The organism is Thiobacillus denitrificans (assembly GCF_001530125.1).
GTDB classification, from domain to species: domain Bacteria; phylum Pseudomonadota; class Gammaproteobacteria; order Burkholderiales; family Thiobacillaceae; genus Thiobacillus; species Thiobacillus denitrificans_C.
This window is the reverse complement of sequence record NZ_LDUG01000078.1, coordinates 1-1,875: the sequence shown is the minus strand read 5'-3', so window position 1 is coordinate 1,875 and position 1,875 is coordinate 1. Positions and strand designations below refer to the sequence as shown.

1 protein-coding gene is annotated in these 1,875 nt (G+C 60.7%); it reads right to left on the bottom strand.

Annotation, left to right across the window (positions count from 1 at the left end; genetic code table 11):
- On the bottom strand, positions 1–1,875 hold a 1,875-nt coding region (locus tag ABW22_RS16475), incomplete at both ends, for a molybdopterin dinucleotide binding domain-containing protein (RefSeq protein ID WP_059759455.1).

Genomic DNA, 1,875 nt, shown 5'->3' with positions numbered 1-1,875 from the left:
GCCCACGCCGCCATCTCGGGGTGCATCTTGCGGTGCAGGTCGCCGGTATAGGCGTAGCGCATCGTTTCCTTGAACGCGGCCACGTGTTTTTCCCAGCTTCCTTCAGAGTCGCCGTACTTGTCATTGGGTCCGGCCTTGCTGACCTTGACGACAGTGTCGTACCAACCCTGCGAGCCGCCAATCGGGTCGGCTACCACGGGGATGATGTTGTTCGGATGCACGCCCTTGTCGTCCCACCAGACGTTGTTCAGATCCGGATCGTCCTGGCCGTGGCTGGCATCACTCTTTTTGCTCTTGAGCTTGAGGGTGGCGAGGCGACCGTACTCCCAGTGACCGAAGCCGGTGGGGATGGAAACCACCTTGGGGTGGATACCCTCGGTGACGTAGGCCTTGGTGACCAGATGGCCTACGGCGCTTTCGAGGCGCACCAGGTCACCGGTCTTGACGCCCAATTTCGCGGCTGTCTCCGGGTTCATCCACGCCGGGTTGCTGTGCGCAATTTCAGCCAGCCATTTCACGGCGGCGGTGCGTGACTGCTTGTGCACGTTGAGCTTGAAGGTGGACAGGATCAACTCGTCATCCTTCATGGTTTCGTGCCAGGGGATTCGCTTGAAAGTGGGCATGGGGTTGAATCCATAGTCCGCCCACTGATCCACCCGCACGTTGATGACCCGGTTGCCGGTGGGAAAGCCCACGTAGTTCTTGCCGTCACGCTTGACCCCGATGGCCTTGCCATTCTTGCTGATGGCGCCCGCCTTGTCCACCGTGGCCCCGGCCATATCGGCTGCGGAAAGTTCTTTCTTGTAGAGTCCGTATTCGGCCTGGATCTCGCGTCCGGTCTTGTCTGACACCTTGCCCGTTTTGGGATTGAGTTTGCCGTAGATGGGCCAGACGCCATGCTGCTTGAGGAAGTTCAAGCCACCCGCCTCCTTCAGGCCGGGCACGTTGTCAAAGTGGTGACGCATGTAGTCCTCGCCATCCTTGAAATTCCAGAACTGCTTCATGCCGCGCTTGCCGTCCGGGTCCAGCTTGTGGATGATGTCGCGCAGCATGACCCGGTTTTCGCGCGACTCGCCCAGCGACTTGTGCACTGGCTGGCGAATGCCGAGCCAGGGCCACAGGGAGTTGGGCATGGACTCGGGCTCCCAGCGCTCCAGGTAGGGGCAGTCCGGCAGGATCAAGTCAGCCAGCGCGGTTTCCTCGCCCATGAAGGGACTCATGGACACCAGATAGGGAATCAGCTTCTCGTCCTTGAACAGCTTGCCCCACACGGCCATGGATCCCGGGTTCGTATAAACCGGGTTGTCCTGGTAGGTGAAGTACACGTTGATTTTCTGCTTGCCCTCGGCGATCCAGAACGGCACCAGATGGCTGACCTTGTGTGCAGCCAGCGGATAGTCTGGTGGGTTTGAAAGATAGGAGCCCTTGGCGGGTTTGCCCGGCTCCGGCATGGGCTGTGGCCAGCCCATGCCGCGCGGCAGGCAGTAGCCGCCTTTCTTTTCAACGTTGCCGGTCATGATGGGCAGCATCATGCAGGCCTTCTCGTTGTAGGAGCCGTACAAGTGTTTGGCCGGTCCGCGGTAGGTGAACAGCGTGGCGGGCTTGGCCGTGGCGAATTCACGGGCGACGCGCTCGATGGTTTCCGCGGGAACGCCGGATATCTTCGCCGCCCACTCGGGCGTGTATTGCTTGTAATGGGCCTTGAGTTCGGCCACGGTGACGTTGGTCCAGTTGTCGATGAAATCGGAGTCCTGCATGTCTTCGCCCAGGATCACATGCCCCATCGCCAGCGCGACGGCGCCGTCTGTGCCGGGAAACACCGGAATCCACTCATCCGAGAAGCCCGCCGTGTTGGACAGCCGCACGTCAAACGTG